Raw genomic sequence first — 24,735 nt, forward strand, 5'->3', positions numbered from 1 at the left:
GGGGATATGGCATTTTTCACGTGGCTTTTGACAATGGACGGAAGGCTTTTTAACACGGTTACCCGTGTTTGGCAGAATCCATTTTTTGATTTGATCATGCCTTTCCTAACCCGTCTTGGCGCCGGAGGCCTGATCTGGCTCTTTGTGGCTTTCGCACTGGCCGTTTGCGGGCGGGGAAAAGGCCGTAAGGCGGCTTTTTTGGCCATGGTTGCCCTCTTACTGGGTTGGTTTTTCTGCGATGAGGTTCTCAAAACTCTTGTGGCCCGGCCCCGGCCCTTTTTGCATTGGACAAACGTCAGAATCTTGGCGGACAAGCCCCTCCAGTATTCGTTTCCGTCAGGGCATACTACGACATCCTTTGCTCCGGCAACTGTTCTTTTCCGCAAGAGCAAGGGCATCGGGGTGGCCGCCCTGATCTTGGCAGCCCTGATCGGCTTTTCGCGCATCTATGTGGGCGTGCACTACCCTTCGGATGTAGCCGGCGGGGTGGTCTTGGGAAGTCTTATCGGCTGGCTGGTCGTTCGGTACGAGCAGGTGCTGGATAGGGTCATTATCCGGGGGAAAAGAGTGTTAGCTCACAAGAGGTGACCGGGAACGGCGGAGTGGCCGTAGGAATAAGAAAACGTGCCTCGGCCCCGCTTCAGCCGGCTACTCACTTCAGCGACGGGGGCGCCGGCAGGTTTCATACAAGAGAGTGCCGAGCATTACCGCGAACATTAAATAGATATTTAACATTAATGTTCGAATTTATCATTGACCTGTCAGGAAGTCTCCTGTAAAATGAGTACAGCGGTGAACAGAACGGTCTATAGGGCATGAGAGATACCTGAGCCCCTAGGTCAGTGGTCACAGGCAGCCGGGCGACCGGATAATTTGGCAACCGGGCAACTGGGCCGTCAGCGGTAAGCAGCCAGGCAGTAACGAGCCGGACAGTAACAAGCTAGGCAGTAAGCAGCTAAGTAATTGGGCAGCGGCAATCAGGTTGTTAGGTAATTAGGATCAAATAATTAGTGAGTGGGTAATAGCTAATTCATCGGTTTGATGGAAGGAATGGCGAGATGTCCGAAGTGTCTTTAGTGGGAATTGTCATGGGAAGTGATTCGGATTATCCGGTGGTGGAGGAGACGATAAAAGTCCTGGATCGGTTCAAAGTGCCATACGAGGTGAAAGTTTCCTCCGCCCACAGGACATTGGAGAGGACTCTCAGTTGGGTTAAGAATTTTGAGTCTCAAGGGGGACAGGTAATCGTGGCGGCCGCCGGTTTGGCGGCCCACTTGCCGGGGGTTGTGGCAGGCAGCACCAGCTTACCGGTGATCGGATTGCCGATTGCGAGCGGTTCCCTGTCGGGGGTGGACGCACTCTATGCCATTGTTCAAATGCCTCCCGGCGTTCCGGTCGCCACTGTCGGCATTGGTGCGGCCCGCAATGCCGGGCTTCTAGCGGTGCAAATTCTGGCTGCGGGGCGGGAGTCCCTAAGATCGGCGTTGCAGGCCTACCGCCGGGAATTGGCGGAGGAAGTCGAACGTAAAGACTCGGCCCTTCTGGCCAAACTCCGCGAAAAAACGGCAGTCAGGAATTCCTAACAGGTCAGGTCTCCCTGCCCCATCAACGCGGCACCGACCGGTCAGTATTTCCGGCAGGCGCCAGGAGGCTGTCCGGAGAGCGCTTACCGGTCGTGCGGACGACAGGAACAAGGCAGGATATTGAAATCGCGATATCGTGATACTTAAGAAAGCAAAGGAGTAAGAGCCCCTATGATTGAACGTTATACTTTGCCGGAGATGGGGAAGGTTTGGACAGACGAACACCGCCTTTCTCTCTGGTTGAAAATCGAGATAGCGGCTTGCGAAGGCTGGGCCTCACTGGGTCGGATACCGGCGGCTGCCGTGGAAGTGATCCGGGAGCGGGCGGCTTTCAGGTGGGAAAGGGTCCGAGAGATCGAGCAGGTCACGCGGCACGATGTCCTGGCTTTTTTGACCAATGTGGCCGAGAATGTGGGAGATGAGGCGAAATATATCCATCTGGGGATGACTTCCTCAGACGTATTGGACACGGCTCTCTCCTTGCAGCTGGTGGAAGCGGCGGATATTTTGGTCGGCAAAATGGAGCGCCTGGAAGGGGTTTTGAAACAACGGGCCCTTGAGCATCAGGATACTCTGATGATGGGGCGAACCCACGGGATCCATGCCGAGCCGATTACGCTCGGGCTCAAGTTTGCGCTATGGTATGACGAAGTCCGGCGGCAAAAAAAGCGCCTGGGCTTTGCCCGGGAGGAAGTTCGCTATGGCAAGATCTCCGGTGCCGTGGGAACGTTCGCCAATGTGGAACCCGAAGTGGAAGAGGCGGTTTGCCGGAAACTCAATCTGAAGCCGGCGCCCGTATCTACCCAGATCCTGCAGCGGGACCGCCATGCCTTCTTCGTCACCACCTTGGCAGGGATCGCTTGTTCTTTGGATAAAATCGCGACCGAAGTGCGCAATCTGCAGCGTACGGATGTGCATGAAGTGGAAGAGGCCTTCGGTCAGGGGCAGAAAGGTTCCTCCGCCATGCCGCACAAGAAAAACCCCATCATGTCGGAGAATATTTCGGGTTTGTCCCGGGTTATCCGGGGCAACGCCGTGACCGCCCTGGAAAACGTGGCACTTTGGCACGAACGGGACATCTCTCATTCTTCCGCCGAACGGGTTATCTTGCCCGACAGCACGATCGGTTTGGATTTTATGCTGCATAGAACCATTCAACTCCTGGAGGGGTTAAGAATTTTCCCCGAGCAGATGAAAGAGAATATCGCGAAAGTTTACGGCCTGATATTTTCCCAAAGAGTGCTGCTGGCTTTGATCGATAAGGGAGTGAGCCGGGAAAGCGCATACGCTTGGGTTCAGGAAGAGGCCATGAAAGCTTGGGAGACGAAGGAAGACTTCCAAACGTTAGTTAATGGGGATTCTCGGATTCGCGCCCACTTGAGTGAGGAAGAAATTGCCGCTCTCTTTGACTTCTCTTACCATACCAAACACGTGGGGGACATTTTTAAACGGGTTGGACTGACGCAATAAATTTGAAGGCTTTCGGTGTCGGGGACATCCTGATCGGTCTGAGACCGCCTGCCGGGCCAACGACCTGGGCAGCCGGAGCGGACCGCAGAAGGGAATGGCCGAGGGCAAGCTCGGGCTTGGGCGTTTCGGTATGAGCCATGCTGTCATCTGATGCCGGCGCGATCCCGCCCCAGCGCAGGGGTGCGTTGACAATGGGGCGGGGAGTTTTCGGGATAGGCGGCGAAGAACTAAGGCCAACCAAAGCCGGCAGGGTAGAAAACTAAAGTAAAGGGGTCGTCGATTGATGGAAAAGGGTGCGTTGCTTTACGAAGGCAAAGCGAAGAAGGTATTTGCCACGGACGAGGCGGAGTATTACTGGGTGGATTACAAAGATGACGCCACGGCTTTCAACGGGGAAAAAAAGGGGCAAATCCTGGATAAAGGGATGGTCAATAACCAACTGTCCGCCCTGTTCTTTCGGGAAATGGAAAAGGCCGGGGTTCCCACCCATTTCGTCGAGCTTTTGGGGGAGCGGCAGATGCTGGTCAGGCGTTTGCGCATGATTCCGCTGGAGGTAGTTGTGCGCAATGTCGTGGCAGGGAGCCTAGCCCAAAGAGTGGGGACGGAGGAAGGGTACCGTTTACCCCAAGCGGTTGTGGAGCTCTATTACAAAGACGATGCTTTGGGTGATCCCTTGGTCAATGAATCTCACATCCAGGCCATGGGTTGGGCCGGCGCCGCGACGGTGAAACGGATTCAGGAAATGGCGCTGGCAGTCAACCGGGTCCTATCCGGGATCATGGACAAAGCTGGGATTGAACTCGTTGATTTCAAACTGGAATTCGGCTTCGCGGGAGACACCATTTTGCTGGGGGATGAGATTTCGCCGGATACCTGCCGTTTTTGGGACAAGGAGACTCGGGAAAAGTTGGATAAAGACCGTTTCCGCCGGGACCTCGGCCAAGTGGAAGAAGCCTATCTCGAGGTTTACCGCAGGGTTAAAGAAGTTCTTCCTCAATAAGGCGGTGGGGGTGCACACGTGGCTTTGCTTTCCCGGAGCCGGATGAGAAAGTTCGTATCATTACACGGGTGGACCTTACCCGGAACGCTGGTAGACGCCTGAGTCTCACTATTCGATTGAAATGTCTGCGAAGCCCGACAGAGCCGGTCGGGAGTGCACGCACTCACGCCTCGGGCTGCTTCGTGCTTCGGAAGGCGAGCTTTGCGACAATGAGGGGGTTGAAGGTGACGAGGGACGACAAACCCAAGGAAGAGTGCGGCATTTTCGGCCTTTACGCGCCGGAACTGGAGGTATCCCGCCTCACCTATTACGGTCTTTATGCTCTGCAGCATAGGGGGCAGGAGAGTGCGGGAATCGCGGTTTCCGACGGGCGGAATATCGACTTGCACAAAGGAATGGGACTGGTTTCAGAAGTTTTCTCCGACCGGATCATGAGCCAAACCGGGGGTAAGATGGCCATCGGGCACGTGCGTTACTCAACGACGGGGTCCAGTTTATTGGCTAATGCCCAGCCTCTGGTGGTTCATTACCAAAATGGGATGATGGCTCTGGCCCACAACGGGAATCTTACCAATGCAGCCGAACTGCGCGAGGAATTGAGCAAAGACGGGGCCGTTTTTCAAACGACGGTGGACAGTGAGGTGATTATTAATCTGATTGCCCGCTATCGCCGCGGCTGTTTGGAAGACGCGGTGACAAAAACCATGATGGATTTGCAGGGGGCCTACGCTTTGGTCATCCTGGCCGAAGACAAGGTGCTTGGGGTAAGGGACCCTTACGGGGTGCGCCCTTTGTGCATCGGACAACTGGGAGAACGTTATATCCTGACTTCGGAAAGTTGCGCTCTGGACAGCATCGGGGCCCGTCTGGTCCGAGATGTGGAACCCGGTGAAATCGTTACCATTGACGAACAGGGACTTCACTCCCGGCCTGGGTTAACCTCCCCTCGCAAGGCGGGGTGTGCCTTTGAGTACATCTATTTCGCCCGGCCGGACAGTACCATAGACAAGATCAATGTTTCCGAAGCCCGCCGCCGGATGGGGCAGGAATTGGCCGCGGAGTGCCCGATCCGGGCCGATATTGTCATTCCGGTTCCCGACTCCGGCAGAGCCGCGGCCTTAGGTTATTCTCACGCTTTGGGGATTCCCTTCGAAGAAGGGCTGATCAAGAACCGTTACATCGGGCGGACTTTTATCCAACCCACCCAGGAGATGCGTGAAATCGCGGTGCATTTGAAATTGAATGCTAATGCTTCGGTGATCCGGGGCAAGAGGGTAGTCATGATCGACGACTCTATCGTCCGTGGCACGACCAGCTCCCGCCTGGTGGGAATCCTGCGCGGCGCGGGGGCGGAGGAAGTCCATTTGCTCATCAGCTCGCCGCCCGTCCTCTATCCCTGCTATTACGGGATCGACACGGCGGAGAGGGAAAAGCTGATTGCGGCGCAACTGGACTTGGAGGGTATCCGGGCCTATGTCGGCGCGGATTCTCTGCATTACCTTTCCCAGGAGGGATTAAAGCGGGCCCTGGGAGAGGAGCCGGTTTGCCTGGCCTGTTTCAACGGAGACTATCCTATTGAGATTCCCGCCAACAAAGGAAAATATGATTTCGAACGGAAAGGAAGATAAGAATGGGATATTCCTACCGGGATGCCGGGGTGGATATCGAAGCGGGGAACGAGGCCGCAGAGAGGCTCAAACCGATTGCGGCGCGGACGCTGCGTCCGGAGGTGCTCGGGGGGCTCGGCGGCTTTGGAGGGCTTTTTTCCCTTGACCTCCGGAAGTATCCCGATCCGGTCCTCGTCTCCGGCACCGATGGAGTAGGCACCAAACTGCGCTTAGCCTTTCAAATGGACCGCCATACGACGATCGGGCAGGATGCCGTTGCCATGTGTGTCAACGATGTCTTGGTCCAGGGTGCGGAACCCCTTTTCTTTCTGGATTACCTGGCCTTGGGGCGGGTGGCGCCGGAGAGGATTGCTGACATTGTGAGCGGGGTGGCGGACGGGTGTGCAGAGGCCGGCTGCGCCTTGCTGGGCGGCGAAACCGCTGAGATGCCGGGCTTTTATGCGCCGGACGAATATGATATCGCCGGTTTTGCCGTGGGAGTCGTCAACCGGGATTGCTTGGTCGACGGCCGGGGAATTGAAGCGGGGGATCTTCTCATCGGACTCAAATCTTCAGGGTTGCACAGTAACGGGTATTCCCTGACCCGGAAGATCATGGCGCCCTATCCTTTGACCACGATTTTTCCCGAACTGGGCGAACCGTTGGGCGAAGTTCTGCTGCGCCCCACGCGCATCTACGTGAAGACTGTCCTTCCTCTGGTGCAGAGTGGTAAAATTCGGGGAATGGCGCATATTACGGGGGGAGGATTGACGGAAAACATTCCGCGCATCCTGCCGCAAGGCTTGGGAGTTGAAATCGACAGGGGGGCCTGGCAGGTACCCGGAATCTTCAGCCTGCTGCAAAAGCTGGGTGAGGTGGAAGAAGCGGAGATGTATTGCACATACAATATGGGAATCGGTTTTGTCTTGCTCATCCATGCCCAAGATTCAGAGAATGTGCTCAAGATGCTTGAGCGCGGGGGAGAAGCCCCCGTGATCTTGGGTCGGGCGGAGCCGGGCGAAGGAGTGAACTACCGATGAGAACGCTGCCGATGAGAACGGGGGTTTTGGCTTCCGGGCGCGGCAGCAACCTCCAAATGTTCATTGATCTCGCGCAGAAAGGTGAACTTCCCATAGAACTGGTCGCCGTCGGGTCAGATCAGGCAGGGGCTCAGGCATTGGCAAGGGCACGGTCAGCCGGAATTCCGGTCCGGGTTTTTACCCCGGCTGACTACCCCTCCCCCCACACCCGGGAAGAGAGTTTGTTGACCTGGCTGCAAGAGAGACAAGTGGAGCTTTTGCTTCTGGCCGGTTATATGCGGATCTTGGGGGAAAGGTTTGTCCAAGGGGCCGATTTTCCTATTCTCAATATCCATCCGTCTTTGCTTCCGGCTTTCCCCGGGCTGCACGCTCAGCGTCAGGCTCTGGACTATGGGGTGAAAGTCAGCGGGTGTACGGTGCATTTTGTCGATGAAGGGTTGGACAGCGGGCCGATCATTGCTCAGGAAGCCGTGCCGGTTCTCCCGCAGGATACCGAAGAGACCCTCTCAGCCCGGATTCTCACGGTGGAGCACCGTCTCTATCCCGAAGCGGTCCGTTTGCTGGCTTCCGGGCAGCTGGAGAGGTCCGGCAGGAGGGTGGCAGAGAGGAAGTCTGGAAGCGGGCATTAACATTGGCGATGTGGACCTACTGCCTTTTCAGGCAGACTTATCTCTCTTTGGAGATGATGAACATGGTTTATGTATTATCAAAAGACGGGAAACCGTTGATGCCGACGCTGAAAGGAATGATGGCTGGGGCCGGTAGAAGTGAGCTCAGAAGGAGGTTGTGTTGATGGGAAGAAGGGCGGTCATCAGTGTCTCCGATAAGAAGGGGATTGTGGAATTTGCTCGCGGACTGGTTGAGTTGGGGTTCGATCTGGTGTCTACGGGCGGTACTTACAAAACGCTGGTTGAAGCGGAGGTGCCGGTCAAGTATATCAGTGAAGTGACCGGTTTCCCGGAAATCCTCGACGGCAGGGTGAAGACGCTTCATCCTAAGATTCACGGAGGGATTCTGGCGCGCAGGTCTATGGAGCATCTGGCCCAGATGGAGAAAAACGGCATTGAGTATATCGATTTGGTGGCGGTGAATCTCTATCCTTTCCGAGAGACGATCTCCAAACCCGGGGTCAGCCTGGAAGAAGCAGTGGAAAATATTGACATAGGCGGCCCGAGCATGGTCCGCTCGGCAGCCAAAAACCATGAACGGGTGACGGTCGTGGTCAACCCCCAGCATTACGGCGAAATTCTGGATGTGCTGCGGGAAAAGGGCCAAATCCCGGCCGGTGTGCGGCAACGTTTGGCGGCGGAGGCCTTTGCCCATACGGCCGAGTACGATCGTCTGATTGCAGATTACTTGGAGAGCAGGCTGGAGGAAAAAGGAGGCTTCCCCTCCGTCCTGCGTTTGACTGCGAAAAAAGTGCAGGACCTGCGTTACGGAGAAAATCCGCAGCAAAAGGCGGCTTTCTATTCCAGCGACGGCTTAGGAACCTTGGCCGGGGGTAAACAACTGCAAGGAAAAGAACTTTCATATAACAATTGGATGGATATGGATGCCGCCTGGAAAACAGTCCTGGAATTTGAGGAAACGGCGGCCGTGATCGTCAAGCATACGAATCCTTGCGGAATCGCCCTGGGGGGCACATCCCTGGAGGCTTATGAGCGCGCCCTGGCCTCTGATCCGGTGTCTGCCTTCGGAGGCATCGCGGCGTTTAACCGGGTGGTGGACGAGCAGGTTGCCGAGGCCCTGAAAGAACGTTTTTATGAGGTGATCGTTGCGCCCGAATTCTCACCGGAGGCCAGGGATATTCTCAAGGAAAAAGTGAATCTCAGGCTTTGGGCGGTGGGCCGGGAAGAAGCCCAAAGCAGACCGGGTTGGAAAATAAGGAGTGTGGACGGCGGTTACCTGGTCCAGGAAGAGGATGAGGGTACCGTGCCCGCCTCCGCTTGGGAAGCCGTGACCCAGGCCCGGCCGGGGGAAGCAGATCTGAAAGAGCTGGAGTTTGCCTGGCAGGCCGTTAAACACGTGAAGTCCAATGCCATTGTCGTTGCCCGGGAGGGACAGACTTTGGGGGTCGGCGCCGGCCAGATGAACCGGGTAGGGTCGGTCAGGATCGCTTTGGCACAGGCGGGCAGCCGGGCCCAAGGAGCCTATTTGGCTTCCGATGCTTTTTTCTTCACGGACACCGTCGAGGAGGCGGCTAAAGCCGGCCTGCGGGCCTTGGTGCAACCGGGAGGATCTGTGCAAGACCGGGCCGTGATCGAGGCGGCGGACCGTCTGAATTTGATTATGCTCTTTACCCGCCGGCGGCATTTTCAACATTAACTTTGTCACTGACTTTAACTTCCATAATGGGCCCGGGGTATGTGGGGAGGTAGAAACGGGTGGGTAAGAAAGTTTTGATTGTCGGCAGCGGCGGACGGGAACACGCCTTGGCTTGGAAGCTGGCCCAGAGCCCGGAGCTATCCGAGCTTTATGTCGCACCCGGCAATGCCGGCACTGCTCAATGGAATGTCCCGATTCTTTCAGGGGATACGGAGGGTTTGATCAAGTTTGCCCGGGAGAAAAAAATCGACTTGACGGTGGTTGGACCGGAAGAGCCCCTCAGCCGGGGTATAGTGGATGTTTTTCAAGAGGCGGGCCTGCGTATCTTCGGGCCTACGCGGTTGGCGGCCCGGCTGGAAAGCAGCAAATTTTTTGCCAAGCTCGTGATGCGGGAGGCAGGGATTCCGACGGCCGGGTGGGAAGTCTTCGAGGATGCCGCCAAGGCTAAAGACTACATTCGGACCTTGGGAGTTCCTTGTGTTTTAAAGGCGGACGGCCTGGCGGCGGGGAAAGGGGTCATTGTCGCCCAGAGTCTGGCCGAAGCCCTTCAGGCTGTGGATGAGATGCTGGGGGGAGCTTTTGGCGAGGCCGGAAAACGCATTTTGGTTGAGGAATGTCTGGAAGGACAGGAAATCAGTTTGCTCTGTTTTGCGGACGGGTTGACGGCCCTGCCCATGGTGCCGGTGCAGGACCACAAACGCGCCCTGGACGGGGACCTGGGACTGAATACTGGGGGCATGGGCACATACAGTCCGGCGCCCGTCTGGACCTCGGAAGTGGAGAAAATCGTCAGGGAGACGATCCTGGAACCGACGCTGAAAACCATGCGGGAGAAAGGAATGCCTTTTACGGGTGTGCTTTTCCTGGGGCTAATGCTTACGCAGGAAGGGCCGAAGGTTTTGGAATACAACGTGCGCTTCGGTGATCCCGAGACCCAGGTCGTCATGCTGCGACTGGAGTCTGATCTCCTGCCCATCCTTTGGTCCTGCACGGAGGAACGCTTAAGCGGACGGGAGCTGACCTGGTCCGGGGAAGCCGCCGTCTGTGTGGTCATGGCGGCTCCCGGTTATCCGTCGGCTTACCCCAAAGGCATACCCATTGGCCTGCCTGTAACCCTTGCTTCCGGTGAAGCTGTTTTCCAGGCGGGGACAGAGCTGAGAGACGGACAGCCGGTGAGCTGCGGGGGCCGGGTTTTGGCGGTCACGGCCTTGGGCGGGACTCTGGCCGAGGCCCGGGAGCGCGCTTACGGTCTGGTCGGCAAGATAGATTTTCCCGGAGCCCACTTCCGCACGGACATCGGAGTTAAGGGACTTTAGTTTCCCGCCTTTTAGATCCGCAATTTGTCAGATGACAAATTGCGGATCTTTTTCTGGTATCTCCGCCTGGCCGCTCTTCTGCCCATCCTCCCGGTTGGCCCTGGGGCCCCGAACAAGGCCGGCTTTGACCGGCCCCGGGGTCACTCCTGCTCCGGTACCCTCATATATTGAAGGCAGAACCCGTTTTAACGGGGTGGGGAGGAAAGAGCATGTACAGTTATCGAAAACGTCTTTTTTTTCCCGTGCATGTGGATCGTCCCGATCCGGGGCTGGGGGAGGTCTTGCTTGAACACTATGCCGGTAAGGACAGCGAGTTTTCGGCAGCGGTTCGTTACTTAAACCAGCGGACTTATCTGACTGACCGATACTTGAGGGAACTTCTCGGCCTTCTGGCGGCGGAGGAACTCGGACACATGGAAATGCTGTCAGTGGCTATCAGCAAACTGGGGCTGTCGGCCAGGTATGTGAACTCGCGGGCGGAGCCCTGGCATCTTGGCTACCTGGATTCGGCCCGTGAGACCAGGAGTATCCTGGAGAGGGCGCTCAAGGCGGAGGAACGCACTCGGGAGAGCTATGAAGAGACTTTGCTTCAGATACGGGATGCGGGACTTGTTAAGATGACGGAATTTCTGATCAGGCGGGAAGAGGTCCATCAAAGACTGCTCCGGCAGGCTTTACACGGCTTGGACTGTGACGAACGGGCGGACAACAGCCGTGAACTGATCTACGCCTACAAGATGAGCCTTCAGGTTCTGGAGTGATGTCTCAGCATCCGCTCTATTTCGGGTTTGAGAGCGCTTAGGTCCCGCACCTGTGTGGCGCCGTCCCCACTGCCGAAGAGCCCCTCTTCGACCAGGGCCGCGGCCTTGGCCCAGTTCGCCTCCCATTCCGGGCCGCAGGACGGAAGGTGCCGCAGAAATTCCGCCGGGGTCTCGTCTTTCCCGTGTTTCAGTCCTTTTTTGGCGGCTTGGGCCAGAAGGTCCCAATAGAGGCTGAGCAGGCGTTGTTGATGGGACATCGCCTGCCAGCGCCGGTGCCGCAGAAAACGCCGCGCGCCGGCAGCGGCGAGGAGGATAAGGATAACTGAAATCGCTGCGCCAGCCAGAAAAGCCGTGTGCCGGGCTGAGGCAGATGGGGGCAAAGCGGCGGGAGCGGCAGGGGGGCTCGCGTTTCTGCTGTGTAAAGGCAGAGACGGGGCAGGAGGCTCTGAGTTGGCGGTGGTGCCGGTGAGCGGTTGGCTGGTATCCGCCGGCGCTTGGGGGATGGCGAAGCCGGGAGTGGGCTCGAATGGGACCCAGCCGTGCCCGCTGAAATACACTTCCACCCAACTATGGGCGTCTTCCCGGGTGAGAACGCGGACTGTGTTCCGATCCGTTCCGGGAAAAGGATTGGGGATTGTGGCGGGGAGAGGCTGTCCGGCAGTAAAGCCCATGACCAGGCGGGTGGGATAACCGAGAATCTTGGTCATGACAGCGAGTGCCGAGGCGAAGTGGATGCAATAGCCCTCGTGGGTGACCAGGAGAAAATTCGGGACAAAGTCTCTGCCTGCCGCCCGGGGAGGATCGAGGGTATAAGTCATATTGTTTTTCAAATAAGCGACCAGAGCCTGGACCTTGTCGTAAGGGGTTCGGGCTTTGTCCGTAAGACGGTGGGTTAAGCGGACGATTTCGTCCCCCCTGTGCATAAGATGCGGATTCCACTTGGGGTAAACGGCATAGGAGGGCAAACCGGAGGCCGGGCTTTGACGAAGGGCCGTGGGGTCGAAAACGGGCTTGTCGGCATGCAGTGTGTACCGGATATGGACGGGCAGGAGTTGGTTAGACCACAGGGTCCCCATAGCGCTTTCATAGTTAAAAGCGGCCTTAGGTCGGGATATCTGATCGAGAGAAGTGGTTTGTTCGGGGAGAGGAAGTCCGGTGTCCGGGGCCAAAGGCAGGAGGGAGAGAACCTGGAAGCGCTCGGGTCCCTGAGCGGAAAAACGGATGGGTGCCCTGATGTTAAAGCGGGTCGGACTCCCGCTCTCCGACCACCAGCCGCGCGGATCATAGAAATCGTACGCCTGGCTTCTCCAGTACACCGCTGCCGGCCCTTGGACATAGAAAAGAGGGGTGTTGTCTCCCAGCCAGGGCCCCCCCAATTGATCGGTTTTCCAAGCGAAGAGGCTATTGTCGTCCAGCCCCTGACGGGAACTTTGTCCCAAGATGGAGTTGACGGTCAGGGGGTATTGGAACCAAATGGGGGAGAGGGTCGGCAAAGTGAGCCCCAGCAGGATGGGAATGGCGGTGATGGGGATAAGCCAAAGTGCGCGGATCCTTGCGCCTGCCGAATGGTTCCGGGAGCGCGGCCCGTCCGGTCCGGGCATGGCTCCGGCAGGAAAAGCCGAACCGGGCCCAAGATTCGTCTGCCGGGTAAGGGTGAACTGCAAAACGATGGCGGAGGCGAAATTTAAAGGTATAGTGAAAGACCAGATGCGTTTAACGTAAGAAAAGAGGAACATATTGAGCAGGGTGACGAGGACGAGCCAAGGCCAGATCTTGGGCCGGCGTTTCAGCAGGGCCAGAAAGATCAGGGTGCCTAAAACCAGGCCCTGGAGCGGATAATAGACAGCCAGGGATACATGTCGAAAGTTCCAGGCCCAGGGCCAAATCGCGGTAAGATTCCGGGTCAGAAGATCGCGGGCCAGATAATGGCGGACTGGGCTAGTGTGGGTTATAAGATCTGTGGCGAGCATAGGCAAGAGCAAGGCGGAAGCCGTCCGAAGCCGGGACAGCGGTCCGGCCGGAGTTGGCAAATCACTCAGGCAGAAAAAAAACGGAAGAAATAGCAGGGCCCAGGACAGTTGGCTCCCGGGGACAAAGATTTCCTGCAAATGGAGTGCAAAGCTTCCGACAAAGGCGGCGGCAGCCACACTTTGACTGAACTTAAGCCGTTTGATAAGGCCTCACCTCCACTCCGGTTATGGCAGGCGAAACTTCCTCGACGGGACCGGTGGCAAAAACGATACGTTGGCCCCGGATATCGCGACGGCTCAATTTCTGCAATAAGGGTGTCTTGACCCGGCCGGTGATGACAAGAAGTTTCGAGGTCGGAGGCAGGCCGTCCGTTCCCTCTTCCGCGGAAGAGATGCCGTCGGCGCGCGCCCCGGCCAAGAAACGAAGGGCCTCGGGCAGGTTGCTTTCTGTGAGCGGGTGGCTCCAAGGTACATAAGCTGTGGCCAGGAAAAGCAAGGGCCGGTGTTGTCGGGCAAAATGGGTGAGGAAGGAGGCGGCCAGGGAGACGGCGGTTTCCAGGGCCGCTTCATTGCCCTCATAGCTTGAGGAGGCCAGGTCCAGCCAGAGAAGGGCGTCAGTGTCACTTTCTGCCTCAAATTCCCGGACCATGAGTTTTTGGGTACGGGCGGTCGCTTTCCAATGGATGTGCTGCCAAGGATCCCCAAATTCGTAATTGCGGGCGCCGCCGGAGGGTTGGCCGCGGTTCGACAGGTCTCCGGCCCAGGGGTCAAAGCCGCTGTATCTCTCTCCCGCTATGGGCAGGAGGCGAGGAGTCACCCAGATTTCTTGGGGTTTGCCGATGCGGCCGGTTAGGGTGAAAAGCCCCAGGGGGTCTTGAAAAGTCAGGGATAAGGGGCCTATTTCGTAGCGGCCCCGGTTGCCCAGAAGAAAAGAAAAGGTCTGTTCCACGCCCGGTTCGGGGTTGAAAGATAAGGTCCGGTCCGCGTGACCGGCCGGTTTCCAGGGCAACGTCAAGCAAAAGCCTAAAGTGCCGAAGGGCGGATAGCGCGTGAGCAGGGTCAGCGACAAGTCCGAATAGGCTTCTTCAGTAGTGGCGGACAAAAACCAAGTCGCCCGGGTGCGCAGGCGAAACCAAAGGAAAGCGAGGAATTCCGTCAGCCAAAGAGAGGTGAAAGCGATGAAGAGAAATGCGGGCAGGCGATCTCCCTCCGAATGCGCGTAGACGAAAAGCCCAACCAGAAAGAAGAGAAATAAGGCGCTGCGCCGCAGTGTGCTTGTCATGGGCTCACCTTCCTTCAGTTCCGCGGCAGCGGGGGGGTGGAGCGCAATACTTCTGCCAAAAGGACTTCCGGGTTGCCACTGCCGGTGAGAAAGACGCGATGGCGCAGGGCGGGCAGAAACAGTTCCTTGATATCGTCGGGGAGAACGTAGGACCGCCCTTGGATGGCGGCCGCGGCTTGTCCGGCCCGGAAGAGGGCCAGGGTTGCCCGAGGGCTGATGCCGAGCCGGAGCCCCGGATGCGAGCGCAGACTCTCGGCCAATTTGACCAGGTAGAGACGTAAAGAATTGCTGACATGGACCTGTCTCACCTTGTCTTGGAGGCAGGGCAGTACCCCAATCGGGAACACCTGGGACAGGCTCTCCAATGGTTGGTTGAACTGATAACGCTCGAGGAGGGCGAGCTCTTCCTCCACGCTGGGGTAGCCCAGGTGGAGAGAAAAGAGAAAGCGGTCGAGCTGGGATTCGGGCAGGGGAAAGGTACCGTGAAATTCACGCGGATTCTGGGTGGCCAGAACAAAGAAGGGTAGGGGTAAGGTGTGAGTCGAGCCGTCCACCGTGATCTGTCTTTCCTCCATGCACTCCAGCAGAGCGGATTGAGCTTTAGGGGAAGCGCGGTTAATTTCGTCGGCTAAGAGAATATTGGACATAACAGGGCCGGGGTGGTAACGAAACTCACCTTTTTTCGGATCATAGATAGAGGTCCCCGTCACATCGCTGGGCAAAACGTCCGGGGTGAACTGGATACGCCGAAAGTCGGCTCCGAGGGAACGGGCCAGGGCTTTGACCAGAGTGGTTTTCCCCACACCGGGGGCGTCTTCCAGCAGCACGTGGCCGTCAGTCAGCAGGGCAATGACCAGAAAGTGCACTGCCTTTCTCTTCCCTATCAGTACTCTGGCTATATTTTCTTCCAGACGTTGGGCGAAAACGGCCGGTTCCAATTCCCCCGGGCCGGGTGCGTCGGATCTTCTGGGTTCGCTGTGTTTAGACAGGCTCATCAAGTTACTCCTTTCCGCTTTTCCACCGGACAACGGAATCGAACAGCTGAATCGAAGAACAGTGTGATCAGGAGACACAATCTAGAATATTTTTTCACAATTGCCAAATAGGAGGACTTTCCGAAGAATTGTCGAAATCCTTATAAAAACATTGTACCTCAAGCAGAGTGTCTTTCCAATACCGGAGAATGTTATCCGGCAAATGGTCAGGCCACCAGGCGAATAGTTAGCCTGGATAAACAGATGGGGGGTGGTGCACAGGAGCTTGCAGGGGTCAGGCGGCGGCACAGGCGGCCGTGCAGCGGGCAGGAGAGGTGTTAGTGGCTGATAAAGAAGTATCGGTGAAAGGTTTCGTGGGCATAATGGAAGGAGGTAACTGACGGAGCGGGCACGACAGTTTAGGGAGTTTAGGGCTGTTGAGGACGGCTTCTGAGGGCAGTGACCCGGTCACAATCGCCAAGGCGCAGGTTGCGGGTTTGTCCGGCGCAGGTTGCGGGTTTGTCCGGCGCAGGTTGCGGGTTTGTCTCCGGGGAGGTTCACAGCTTACTTTCCGATTATTATCAATAACCTTGAACATGGAACAATGGAGGAGGGAGAAAATGTGTTTCATCAGGTTTTAAATCCGCTGGGCAATATGGGACTCACCTTGGTGGCGGCCCTCATTCCGGTCGTCTTGCTTTTATTCTTAATGGCCGTCGTACGCATGACCGCCTGGCTCACCGTGGTTATTTCTTCCGTGGTGACCATCATCATTGCCATCGTGGTCTGGCACGTTCCCTTCGGGACAGGCATGGCCGCTTATTGGTGGGGCGGGCTCACCGGTATTTGGGCGGTCGATTGGATCACGTTTTGGGGTGTTGTGATGTATTACACCCTAAATTACACCGGGCTTTTCGAGATCTTTCGCAAGTGGCTGATTCAGCAGGCGACGGCGGATGTCCGGGTTCAGGCCATTCTTTTGGCCTGGGCCTTCGGCGCTCTGCTGGAGGGTCTGGTCGGTTTTGGTTACCCTTGGGCCGTTGTGGGGCCGATCCTCATGACCCTGGGCATTGCCGACTTGGATGCTCTGCGCGTTACGGCTATTGCCAATAATGCGCCGGTGTCCTACGGCGCCATGGGGGCCCCGATTATTACCCTGGCGGCTGTGACCGGATTGCCCTTGATGAGCCTCTCCGCTTCGGTAGGAAATATTGTGGCCGTGCTGGCTCTGGCCCCGCCGTGGATTCTCATTTACCTGGTCGCCGGCAGAAAGGGCATAAAAGATGCCTGGCCTTTGGCTATTGTTGCCTCATTTTCCTATATCTTGGGGCAATGGCCGGTCGCCCATTACCTGGGACCGTATCTGCCGGATATCTCGGGAGCGATCGTCTCGTTTGTCTGCATTCTTCTCTTCCTTAAGGTCTGGCGGCCGAAACAGATTTTGGGCTACGGCGGTCAGGAAGTCGACCCCGCGCGTATCAGGAAAGCGGAGGGTGAATCCCTCTCCACCGGGGATGTGCTGAAGGCCTGGCTTCCTTTTGCCATACTCGTGGTGGTGGTCCTGGCCGGTACAGGGCCTTGGTCGAAACTGCCGGGCCTGAGCCTCTTTATGGCTTCGGTCAAAGGGCTCTCCTCTATTACCCACAAACCGGTTGCGGTTGCTTTCAACTGGAACATTTTTGCCGGCGGCACTTGGATTCTCATATCTTGGCTGATCGTCGTTCTGCTCTTTGCCAACAAATCCTTTCGGGTTTTGGGTGAAGTGTTCAAGAAAACGTTTGCCCAGATGTGGGGGGCTTTGTTGGTCGGATTCTTTATTTTCGGACTGGCCAATCTCTTTAACTTCTCGGGTATGGCCTCTTCTATGGCCTACGCTTTCTCCAAAGTCGGGCCGGTTTACATCATCCTGGCTCCGATCTTGGGCTGGATCGGGGTGGCCCTGTCCGGCAGCAACACGTCCACGAACGCCATGTTCGGAGGGTTCCAAGCCATGGTCGGCAAGCTCCTTGGGGCTCCGGTGCTGCTCTTCCCGTCTCTGAACTCAGTGGGCGCCGAAGTCGGCAAGCCTGTGGCACCGCAGACCGCCAGCGTGGGGGTTTCGACCACCGGCTTTACCCGCAACGAGGGTGAGGTTATCAGGCACAACATGGGCTGGACGCTGATTGCTCTGGCTTACCTGATTGTCATTGGCGTGCTCTACTATGTCCTGGCTCCGGGCGCCATGAGACTTTGAGCCTGAACCTTTAACCCTGAAAGTTTAAACCGTGTTGAGGACTTCAAGCCGCGTTTACGACTTCCGGCGCGTTCGGGTTTGGACTAGGATAAAGAACCTCTGACTTGGATACCGGAGTGCGTGAACCTCCCCCGGAGACAAACGCGCAAACAGAAAGCGGGCCCGCGGGAAAAGGTCAGCCGCAGCTGACCCTGCTTGCAGGGACGCAACAGGCGGCGGTGTTATCCTTTGAAAAGCTTGTTTCGGAGGGCGGCCCGCCGCTTTTGCGCCGGCAAAAATAAAAGGCCGGCCCAGAGTGAAACCCCCGCTCAGAGCCAAGCGGGGGTTTCATATGGGTCCGATTTGCGCCCTTCAGTCAAGCAGCATTTTCATCCAACCGTGAGACTCCCACTTCTACACGTGGGAGTGGTGGCCCGCACCCCGCTTCGCTGGGGGCAAACCCAGCCTTTGGCCGTCATTGCCCACCGGAAGCCTGCGGTTCGGCGATAGTGTCCGCAGGACACTATCGTGATGTTCAGCTTTAATTCAACGAGTTCACTCTACGAATGGACAGTGCTGCTTTTGCAGTTATCCCGCGGGCATTTTCATTCCCTGATGTGGCCGCTGCGCGGGTGAGTCTGTCTGGACAGGCACCTCTCCGTATTCGCATTTCTCTAGAATTGATATACTTCCCGAAATTTCGCCACAGCGGCCTCGCTATTGACAGCATGCCCCATCTCGGTCAGAGTCTCGCCCATGAGCCGGATAGCTTGGCTAAACATTTCACCGGTCACATTTCCCATGTGGCCTATGCGGAACGCTTTGCCGGCCAGGGAGGCCAGAGCCCCGGCGATGACCACGCCTTTGGCGGCCAAGGCCCGGCGGAAAGCCAGGTCATCGACGCCTTCCGGGTAGAGGAAGCAGGTCAGAGTGGGTGCCGCCGCTTGCTCGCTCGCCAAGGGTTTCATGCCATACGTGGACAACGCGGCGCGTACGGCTTTGCCCAAAGCTTCGTGGCGGCGGTAACGCCGGGGCAGGTCTTCCTTCATCACAATTTCCATGCCCCGGTTAAAGGCATAAATCATGTTGACGGGAGGAGTGGCATAATAGCGGCCGGGGTTTTCCATGATCGGGAGCCAGTTTTTGATGTCGACGTAGTAGCCGCCGACTAGCCCGCGCGCTTCCCGTGCCGCCAAGGCCCGGGGACCGAAAGCTACGATAGCTAAGCCGGGAGGGACCCCAATGGCTTTTTGGGAACCGGTCAAGACCAGATCGATTTTGTAATCCGGAGCACCGTATTCCTTTTGCATGTCTTCATCTAGGGCCGCGGCGGCGCAGACGCCGTCGAGGATGAGCAAGGCCCCGCTTCTTTTGATAATGGGAACGAGAGCGGCCAAATCAGCCACGACACCCGTGGAGGTGTCCACGTGGGTTAGAGTGACCGCTTTGAAACTCTCGCGGGCTAACTTGTCCGCAACGGCCCCGGGGTCAACTTGCTGCCCCCATTCCGCCTGCAAGGTCTCGACTTGAATGCCGTGGGTTTGGGCCAACGGAACAAAACGATCGCCAAAATAGCCTTGGCTGATAACCAGAAGTTTTTCACCGGGAGCCAAGACATTGACCACGGCCATCTCCATCGCCAGCGTCCCCGAACCGGCGATGACAAAGACCTCGCCGTCGGTGTTAAAGAGTTGTTTGGTTAATTTAAGACTGTTTGCAAAAACGGAAACGAAACGCGGGTCGGTATGGGCCCAGGTTTCCGCTGCCAACGCTTCGTAGATCTCATCGACTACGGGAGTCGGCCCCGGGATCAAAAGCATTTCTTTATTCGGCATATGTTTTTTCCTCCACCTTTTCCGCTAAAGTCTGCCTGCCGGATTTGGCGTCCTGACAGTGCTTTGTAAAGCAAGTGCGGTTTTAAACCGAAATGTGCCAGTCTTTGATGACCAGAGTCTTGGCAAAACCGTAACTCTGTGTATCGATGGTCAGGGTGTCAGGCCTCAATAAGTCCTTATCATAGAAAACCCGAATGCCGTCGGCTTCCAGAACGAGGAAATTTTCCGGTTTCGGCGGGGTTCCTTTGCGAACGCTGGGTGGTGAAATCACAGGAATACAACATTCCACAATATTAACCGGTTCAACATAAATTTCCCTGACGCCGCGCTTTTCCAGATAGGTGCGGGCTCGGGGGGTAAAAGCAAGGGCGGATTGCATTTTCAGACCCCCTTTCGCCGGTTTCCGCTTCCCGGCTCGCAGAAGGATGTGGTACCGGTCATTCTTTAAGGCGTCGCCCAAGCGGCCGCAGGACCCGGCAGAGGCGGGTCTTTCTGCCGTCCCCCTTCATTGTAACATCTCGCTTTCAAGTTGCAAGGGGAAAAGGTCAAGGGGCCTGTTCTAAACCCCCTCCGCGTAAGTCGTGTCCGCCGCATAAAACTCCCAGAAGCGATTGGCCAGCAGACGCAGGCAGAAAGGGTTGCGGCTCCAGACTTCACTTTTTTCAAGGGAGAGCATCAGGGCATAGGCTTGGCGGCAGGTTCCCAAGACCGGGTAGTTTTTTGCGACGTGGGCCAAAAGGGATAGGATGGCTTCCTGCCGCTCGGAGTGGAAAAGTTGAAGCACATAGCGGCGGCTTAAGGGGGGAAGGTAAAAATTGACTAAATCCCGCCGAAGCGGGAAAAGCTCCTCCCGCGAGAAAGCGACGACTTCCAGTTCAGGTAAGTCCGCCAGTAGTTCGGCGGATTCGAGAAATTTTGCCAGGTCTTTTTGGATGTGCTCGACGGAAAACGGGAACAGACCCGGGGTAGTGGCCAGGATCCGGATCCGCTGCAAGGCGGGACGCAGCAAAGCGTTTTCAGAGGGTAAGGGGCTGAGCCGGCTGGTTTCCAGCTGCCGTATAATGTGAGCGATGAGCTCGTTACCTTCACAGGCTTCCTGCTCCCAAAGGGGAAGGACTGGAAACAGCCAGGGAGCAAGGTTAACGACGCTTTGTTCCGCCAAGTACTCCCTGACGGTACTCAGTGTGTCCTCACCGGGATTTGAGAAGAGCGAACGCCAAATTTCCGGATGTTGCCGCAAGCGTTCCCTCCGCTTGCGTTGAAATGGGTTCATTTTCCGCAGCTCCTTTATCGCGCCGAAATGGTACGCCTTTAGTTTGTGAGCTGGGTGAAGAACTATCCGCCAAGATTCTTGACAATATGAGGAAGAGATTGATAACATAAAACGCAAGTCATTCGTGCAGAGATGATACTCTGCGGACGCTGGGCATGAACGATGCGGACGAATTGCGCGGACATGAACGACGATGGCGGCCGACGTTCGGATTTTGGGGGAATATGATGATAGTGCTTTTAGGGGAAACGGCGGCGGCCCGTGAAATCAGCCGTCAACTGAGTGCCTCGGGGGTAGCGGTTATGAGGATGGCCAACAAGGATCCGTTAGCCCGGGACTTTAGTGAAAGTGGGGAACGGCTGGCAGGGGAGAGCGTGTGCGATTGGTCCGCCGACGGAGCTTGCACGGCCGTGGTGGATGCCAGCCATCCGTCCTGTCAGACGGACTTTCTGCCCTTGCGCCGCTGGTGTGAGCGGGAAGACATCCCTTATGTCCGTCTGGAGAGGCCGGAAACGAGGTTCCGGGAAAACCCGCTCATTCACGCGGTTAACGGGTGGGAGGAAGCCATGGGCAAGCTGGCGGAACTGATCCGCCGCCGGGGGGAATCCGGAAACCGGCCGGTAACCGTGTTTGTTACCACCGGGAGTCATCTGCTGGAAACACTTTTGCAGGCCCGCTTTGCCCGGCAGGTCCGGTTTGTCGTCAGGGTTCTGCCGGAGGGCCGACTTGTCCAAAAATGCCAAAACCTCGGTATGGCGGGACGCGACATAGTAGCGATGCAAGGTCCTTTCTCGAAAGAACTTAACCGGGCTCTTTTTAAGGCTTACGGCACAGATATCCTGATGATGCGTGACAGTGGCTCTGCCGGGGGAGCGGATACAAAAATCTCGGCGGCCTTGGCTTTGAGGCTGGACGTTGTCTTGTTGAAACGGGCGGCACCGCCGCCCGGTCTGACCGTCTATTCGGAGCGGGAGCTCATGGCTTGGCTGCGGGCAAGGCTCGCGGATTTTCCGTCAGTGCAGGCGCAGGAAGTTGATACCGGAGTGGATAAAATAGAGGGCCAGTCCCAACAGAAAAACGCCGCACACTATCAGGACCATCCGGTAAAGGCGCGGAGTGAAGACTCTCCTGCCCCGCGCCACGGCCGTGGAGACCAGTGAATACCAAAGAAAGTCGGAAACGATGTGTCCGGCGTAGAAGCTGGCGGCCCCGGCCACTCCGTTGCCGGCGGCGAGCATAAGGGCACCGGCACCCACGGTGGCCCACCAGATCGACCAATAGGGATTGGAGGCGCTGACCGTGAGACCGGTCAGAATCAAGTTAAGACGCTTGGTTTCACGGCTGCCGGCCGGGTTGTTGAAGGCGAGGTCCTTATGGGTGGACTTTTTGAGCATGCCATAGCTCATCCAGAGCAAAAACAGTCCGCCGATAACTCCTATCACACCTTTAACGCTGCTCCAGGTGAGGAAAACACCCAGACCGAAAAAAATAAGTACTACCAGCGAAAATTCCAGCAGGGCATGGCCCAGAATCAGTTTGGGGCCGGCCAGCGACCCTTCTCTCAGACTGGCGTCGACGGTCACGGTGAGAAGGGGCCCCGGCATGATCGCGCCTGAAAAGCCCATCATCAGGCTGGCAAAGAAAATAGCCCAATAGGTCATGAGAAACACCCTCCTGCTATGAGACTTGCCTGGTTTGCGCCGAGAGGTTTCCGACTGTACTCAGACAGCAGCTCGGTCCCCACAATGTGCCCCGGGAAAGTACAAACTGAAAATGCTCCCCTCTCCGCGTTCACTGCTTACTCCGACGCGTCCGCCCCGGACCCGGGCGATTTCGCGGACGATAGCCAGCCCCAAGCCGGCGCCCTGTCCTTTGTTGCGCTGGCGCGAGCGGCTGCCGCGGTAAAAACGCTCGAAGACATGCGGCAGGTCGTCCGGAGCAATCCCTTCGCCATTATCCGAAACGGAGAGTACGATGTCCCCTGCTGAGCGGGTCAGGGTGACTTCTATGCGGCCATTGGGCGGGGTATGCTGCGTGGCGTTTTGGACCAAGTTGAAAAGAACCTGTTTCAACTCATTGGCCGTGAGAGGAAGGGTCAAGGGCTCCGCCCGGACCGTCAAGAGGCGGGGAAGAACCAGGGATTCCAGGAGCGGACTCAGATCATACAGAACCTCAGCGACGGCGGTTGAGACGATATCCTTCTGCTGGGAGGCGGACATGAGGGCAAGGTGATCTAGGGTCAGGAGGTCTTCCGTGAGCCGGATGAGCCGTTCCGTCTCTGTCAGCATGGAGCGGTGAGCGGACCGGAGAGATTCCGGATTTGTCTCCCGGTTGCGCAGAAGGATCTCCAAAAAGCCCCGAATGGAAGTCAGGGGAGTGCGCAACTCGTGCGAAGCGTCCGCGATGAAACGAGCCATTTCTTCGCGGGCGCTTTGTTCGGTGTGCAAGGTGTCTGCCAGGATTCCCAGCATGTGGTTCAAGGCCAGGCGCAAGTGCTCAATTTCGGAGCTTCCCCCCGAAAACGGGAGGCGCAGACTATATTCTCCGGCGGCGATTTTGGCGGAGACATCGGAGATGCCGCGCAGGGGTTTGAGGGGTTTGCGGACAACGTAAAACGCGGCCACGCCGCCCAAAATCATGATGATCAAGGCAGTGATGCCATAAAGCCTCAACTCATGTTGAAGCAGGATATCCATCTGAGTAAGGGGTGCCAGCACGGCGGCATACCCGGTCAAGGGACGAGCGGAGAAAGTTGAGTCTTTGGCCGCAACGGCCCGAAGCGGCCGGAAGAGGACAAGAAAGCGCTTGCCTCTGCCCACGGTCCAGACGAAAGGCGCGTGGCTTTTGCTCCCACGCGGAAACAGCCTGGACGTAAGCAGTTTTTGAAGCTCAGGGGCTTTCTGCCATGCGCGCTGGGTGATAACCCCGCGCACTTGGCCGTCGGGGGAAAACAGCACTAAGATGTTACCCGGGCGCAGGTCTGACAGCGAGGCAGGGTGAGTGGCTTGGGTGATCCAGTTGTCCAAAGTGCGTTCGGCAAAGATATTGATTTCCGTTTTGATGTTGATTTGTTCTTGCTGCATAAGGAAACTTTGCAGCCCTTTGTACTGGACTAGGGCGACGATGATAAAAAAGACAATCAGGCTCAGCCAAAAGCGAGTAAGCAACTGGGCCGAAAGGGAATTTCTCCATTCGGCAAAGCGGCTTTTTCCCGGGGAGGGCTTGGTCTGATTGGATACGGGCTTTGCCGGAACCCGGCTTTCTTCTTCTCCGGCCACACTCGGCAGCTCCTCGTCTACAAGATTTTTCTGCAAACGTTAATCCGGGTTAAAACGATAACCGACTCCGCGCACGGTTTGAATCAGTTTGCGATCCTTATCGCCCAGCTTGTCACGGAGGTAGCGGATGTAGACTTCGACGATATTCTCCTCTCCGGCAAAATCGTAGCCCCAGACATGGTCGAGGATGGCGGTTTTGCTGAGGACCCGGTCGGGATTCCAGAGGAAATGGGACAGGAGCTTATATTCCGTTGGCGAAAGTGACAACGCCTCGCTGCGGTACGATATGAGGTGAAAGGCCTCATCCAGGGTGAAAGAACCGATTTGGCGCTTGCCGGTCAGGTCCGGAAAGCGAGTCCGCAGCTGGACCTCTATGCGGGCCAGAAGCTCTTCGAAATGAAACGGTTTAACTAAATAGTCGTTGGCTCCCTGCTTCAGTCCCCGTACAATATCGGCCGGAGTATTTTTGGCAGTCAGCATGATCATGGAGGCTTGCGAGATCTGGGGCAAGGCCTGACAGAGGTCATACCCGTCCATGACCGGCATCATCAAGTCCAAAATAACGACATGCGGGTCGAAGCGGGGAATCAGCTCCAGAGCAGTTTCTCCGTGCTCCGCCGTTTTGACAGTATACCCCTCTTGGCGAAGGCCAAAGCTCAGCATCTCACGGATGGAAGGCTCGTCATCGACAACCAGGATTCTGAACGGAAAACCGGGCATGCGGATCCTCCTAACGCTGATGAAAGCAGGTGGCAGCGGGCGAAACGCTGCCTCTGTATACAACTATAACGTGAGGAAGGGGGAAAGGC

Annotated in this window: 20 protein-coding genes and 1 pseudogene; 12 read left to right on the forward strand and 9 right to left on the reverse strand. The window is 56.9% G+C overall.

The features are described 5' to 3' along the window. The first annotated feature begins 6 nt into the window (after positions 1-6). From MNU25_RS07860 to MNU25_RS07905, 10 genes are all read left to right on the forward strand, one after another. Positions 7-588 (forward strand): phosphatase PAP2 family protein, encoded by a 582-nt coding sequence (locus MNU25_RS07860; protein ID WP_240984557.1) that lies wholly within the window; start codon positions 7-9, stop codon positions 586-588. Between the two features lie 479 nt (positions 589-1,067). Continuing rightward, positions 1,068-1,583, forward strand: coding sequence for a 5-(carboxyamino)imidazole ribonucleotide mutase (gene purE / locus MNU25_RS07865; RefSeq protein WP_240986772.1), 516 nt, complete (start codon positions 1,068-1,070; stop codon positions 1,581-1,583). Between the two features lie 171 nt (positions 1,584-1,754). Next, complete coding sequence (gene purB / locus MNU25_RS07870) at positions 1,755-3,053, forward strand: adenylosuccinate lyase (protein ID WP_240984558.1); 1,299 nt, start codon at positions 1,755-1,757, stop codon at positions 3,051-3,053. 283 nt (positions 3,054-3,336) lie between these two features. Next, positions 3,337-4,053 carry a phosphoribosylaminoimidazolesuccinocarboxamide synthase gene (gene purC, locus MNU25_RS07875; RefSeq protein WP_240984559.1) on the forward strand — a complete coding sequence of 239 codons (717 nt, stop codon included), beginning with the start codon at positions 3,337-3,339 and terminating at the stop codon, positions 4,051-4,053. 224 nt (positions 4,054-4,277) lie between these two features. Beyond that, on the forward strand, positions 4,278-5,681 hold the full coding sequence (purF, locus tag MNU25_RS07880) for an amidophosphoribosyltransferase (protein ID WP_372503599.1): 1,404 nt from the start codon (positions 4,278-4,280) through the stop codon (positions 5,679-5,681). 2 nt (positions 5,682-5,683) lie between these two features. After that, a complete protein-coding gene (gene purM, locus MNU25_RS07885; protein ID WP_240984560.1) occupies positions 5,684-6,700 on the forward strand; it encodes a phosphoribosylformylglycinamidine cyclo-ligase in 1,017 nt (338 codons plus the stop codon). A gap of 11 nt (positions 6,701-6,711) precedes the next feature. Further along, positions 6,712-7,329 (forward strand): phosphoribosylglycinamide formyltransferase, encoded by a 618-nt coding sequence (purN, locus tag MNU25_RS07890; protein ID WP_240986774.1) that lies wholly within the window; start codon positions 6,712-6,714, stop codon positions 7,327-7,329. A gap of 163 nt (positions 7,330-7,492) precedes the next feature. After that, positions 7,493-9,025 (forward strand): bifunctional phosphoribosylaminoimidazolecarboxamide formyltransferase/IMP cyclohydrolase, encoded by a 1,533-nt coding sequence (gene purH, locus MNU25_RS07895; protein WP_240984561.1) that lies wholly within the window; start codon positions 7,493-7,495, stop codon positions 9,023-9,025. Positions 9,026-9,084: 59 nt separating this feature from the next. Then, positions 9,085-10,341, forward strand: coding sequence for a phosphoribosylamine--glycine ligase (gene purD, locus MNU25_RS07900; RefSeq protein WP_240984562.1), 1,257 nt, complete (start codon positions 9,085-9,087; stop codon positions 10,339-10,341). Between the two features lie 209 nt (positions 10,342-10,550). Then, positions 10,551-11,102: a manganese catalase family protein gene (locus MNU25_RS07905; protein ID WP_240984563.1), complete on the forward strand. Its 552-nt coding sequence runs from the start codon at positions 10,551-10,553 to the stop codon at positions 11,100-11,102. On the opposite strand, the gene MNU25_RS07910 is transcribed toward MNU25_RS07905, so the two are convergent. Genes MNU25_RS07910 through MNU25_RS07920 form a run of 3 tightly spaced genes read right to left on the reverse strand, consistent with a single transcriptional unit; the run spans position 11,087 to position 15,349 of the window. Then, positions 11,087-13,210, reverse strand: a complete 2,124-nt coding sequence (locus MNU25_RS07910; protein WP_240984564.1) for a transglutaminase-like domain-containing protein — start codon at positions 13,208-13,210, stop codon at positions 11,087-11,089. The genes MNU25_RS07905 and MNU25_RS07910 overlap by 16 nt on opposite strands. Before the next feature lie 52 nt (positions 13,211-13,262). Next, on the reverse strand, positions 13,263-14,354 hold the full coding sequence (locus MNU25_RS07915) for a DUF58 domain-containing protein (protein ID WP_240984565.1): 1,092 nt from the start codon (positions 14,352-14,354) through the stop codon (positions 13,263-13,265). Positions 14,355-14,368: 14 nt separating this feature from the next. Then, entirely contained in the window at positions 14,369-15,349 is a 981-nt protein-coding gene (locus MNU25_RS07920) for an AAA family ATPase (protein WP_240984566.1), read from the reverse strand. Positions 15,350-15,950: 601 nt separating this feature from the next. Between MNU25_RS07920 and MNU25_RS07925 the strand changes: the two genes are divergently transcribed. Beyond that, positions 15,951-17,561, forward strand: a complete 1,611-nt coding sequence (locus tag MNU25_RS07925; protein ID WP_240984567.1) for an L-lactate permease — start codon at positions 15,951-15,953, stop codon at positions 17,559-17,561. Positions 17,562-18,214: 653 nt separating this feature from the next. On the opposite strand, the gene MNU25_RS07930 is transcribed toward MNU25_RS07925, so the two are convergent. The 3 genes from MNU25_RS07930 to MNU25_RS07940 all read right to left on the reverse strand — a co-directional run bounded on the left by MNU25_RS07930 (position 18,215) and on the right by MNU25_RS07940 (position 20,648). Next, positions 18,215-19,375: a pyridoxal-phosphate-dependent aminotransferase family protein gene (locus MNU25_RS07930; protein ID WP_240984568.1), complete on the reverse strand. Its 1,161-nt coding sequence runs from the start codon at positions 19,373-19,375 to the stop codon at positions 18,215-18,217. Between the two features lie 82 nt (positions 19,376-19,457). Next, positions 19,458-19,754, reverse strand: coding sequence for a CC/Se motif family (seleno)protein (locus tag MNU25_RS07935; RefSeq protein WP_240984569.1), 297 nt, complete (start codon positions 19,752-19,754; stop codon positions 19,458-19,460). Positions 19,755-19,934: 180 nt separating this feature from the next. Continuing rightward, positions 19,935-20,648, reverse strand: coding sequence for a hypothetical protein (locus MNU25_RS07940; RefSeq protein WP_240984570.1), 714 nt, complete (start codon positions 20,646-20,648; stop codon positions 19,935-19,937). 227 nt (positions 20,649-20,875) lie between these two features. Between MNU25_RS07940 and MNU25_RS07945 the strand changes: the two are divergent. Further along, positions 20,876-21,625 (forward strand): annotated as a pseudogene (locus MNU25_RS07945) (precorrin-6A/cobalt-precorrin-6A reductase); the annotation flags it as partial. Between the two features lie 36 nt (positions 21,626-21,661). On the opposite strand, the gene MNU25_RS07950 reads toward MNU25_RS07945, so the two are convergent. From MNU25_RS07950 to MNU25_RS07960, 3 genes are read right to left on the reverse strand one after another with little or no spacing between them, the layout of a single operon-like run. Next, the gene (locus tag MNU25_RS07950; RefSeq protein ID WP_240984571.1) at positions 21,662-22,309 is read right to left on the reverse strand and encodes a LysE family transporter; all 648 of its coding nucleotides are present in this window, start codon (positions 22,307-22,309) and stop codon (positions 21,662-21,664) included. 60 nt (positions 22,310-22,369) lie between these two features. Beyond that, positions 22,370-23,926, reverse strand: coding sequence for a sensor histidine kinase (locus MNU25_RS07955; RefSeq protein WP_240984572.1), 1,557 nt, complete (start codon positions 23,924-23,926; stop codon positions 22,370-22,372). Between the two features lie 39 nt (positions 23,927-23,965). Continuing rightward, positions 23,966-24,646: a response regulator transcription factor gene (locus MNU25_RS07960; protein WP_240984573.1), complete on the reverse strand. Its 681-nt coding sequence runs from the start codon at positions 24,644-24,646 to the stop codon at positions 23,966-23,968. Positions 24,647-24,735: the final 89 nt, after the last annotated feature.

Origin of the sequence: Acididesulfobacillus acetoxydans (genome assembly GCF_902729405.1) — a bacterium.
GTDB classification, from domain to species: domain Bacteria; phylum Bacillota; class Desulfitobacteriia; order Desulfitobacteriales; family Desulfitobacteriaceae; genus Acididesulfobacillus; species Acididesulfobacillus acetoxydans.

Excerpts from the sequence above, each read along its gene's own strand:
- MNU25_RS07860 (WP_240984557.1), top strand. The coding sequence starts at position 7 with ATGGCATTTTTCACGTGGCTTTTGACAATGGACGGAAGGCTTTTTAAC.
- purB (WP_240984558.1), top strand. The coding sequence starts at position 1,755 with ATGATTGAACGTTATACTTTGCCGGAGATGGGGAAGGTTTGGACAGAC.
- purC (WP_240984559.1), top strand. The coding sequence starts at position 3,337 with ATGGAAAAGGGTGCGTTGCTTTACGAAGGCAAAGCGAAGAAGGTATTT.
- purM (WP_240984560.1), top strand. The coding sequence starts at position 5,684 with ATGGGATATTCCTACCGGGATGCCGGGGTGGATATCGAAGCGGGGAAC.
- purN (WP_240986774.1), top strand. The coding sequence starts at position 6,712 with ATGAGAACGGGGGTTTTGGCTTCCGGGCGCGGCAGCAACCTCCAAATG.
- purH (WP_240984561.1), top strand. The coding sequence starts at position 7,493 with ATGGGAAGAAGGGCGGTCATCAGTGTCTCCGATAAGAAGGGGATTGTG.
- MNU25_RS07905 (WP_240984563.1), top strand. The coding sequence starts at position 10,551 with ATGTACAGTTATCGAAAACGTCTTTTTTTTCCCGTGCATGTGGATCGT.
- MNU25_RS07915 (WP_240984565.1), bottom strand. The coding sequence starts at position 14,354 with ATGACAAGCACACTGCGGCGCAGCGCCTTATTTCTCTTCTTTCTGGTT.
- MNU25_RS07920 (WP_240984566.1), bottom strand. The coding sequence starts at position 15,349 with ATGAGCCTGTCTAAACACAGCGAACCCAGAAGATCCGACGCACCCGGC.
- MNU25_RS07930 (WP_240984568.1), bottom strand. The coding sequence starts at position 19,375 with ATGCCGAATAAAGAAATGCTTTTGATCCCGGGGCCGACTCCCGTAGTC.
- MNU25_RS07935 (WP_240984569.1), bottom strand. The coding sequence starts at position 19,754 with ATGCAATCCGCCCTTGCTTTTACCCCCCGAGCCCGCACCTATCTGGAA.
- MNU25_RS07940 (WP_240984570.1), bottom strand. The coding sequence starts at position 20,648 with ATGAACCCATTTCAACGCAAGCGGAGGGAACGCTTGCGGCAACATCCG.
- MNU25_RS07950 (WP_240984571.1), bottom strand. The coding sequence starts at position 22,309 with ATGACCTATTGGGCTATTTTCTTTGCCAGCCTGATGATGGGCTTTTCA.
- MNU25_RS07960 (WP_240984573.1), bottom strand. The coding sequence starts at position 24,646 with ATGCCCGGTTTTCCGTTCAGAATCCTGGTTGTCGATGACGAGCCTTCC.